We start from the raw sequence: 222 nt of genomic DNA on the forward strand, positions 1-222 counted from the left end.
CGAGTCTCGTTGAGAACGGCGGTAAATATTACCTCGACAGCGGCAGCGGATCGGGCCCCTCGCTGAAGTATCGCGGTGCGGATTTTGTGGACGGACAAGATGGCACCTGGACGCCGATCGGTGCGGAAAAGACGGCGACGGGCTATCAGGTTGCCTGGAAGGAGGCGAGCACCGGACAGTACACGGCCTGGAACACCGACAACAACGGCAACTACGTTTCCC

Annotated in this window: 1 pseudogene; it reads left to right on the forward strand. The window is 60.4% G+C overall.

Annotated elements, in window-relative coordinates:
• Positions 1–222: pseudogene (locus GWE18_RS42225) on the forward strand (hypothetical protein); the annotation flags it as partial.

The organism is Bradyrhizobium sp. CSA112, from assembly GCF_029051645.1.
Taxonomy (GTDB): domain Bacteria; phylum Pseudomonadota; class Alphaproteobacteria; order Rhizobiales; family Xanthobacteraceae; genus Bradyrhizobium.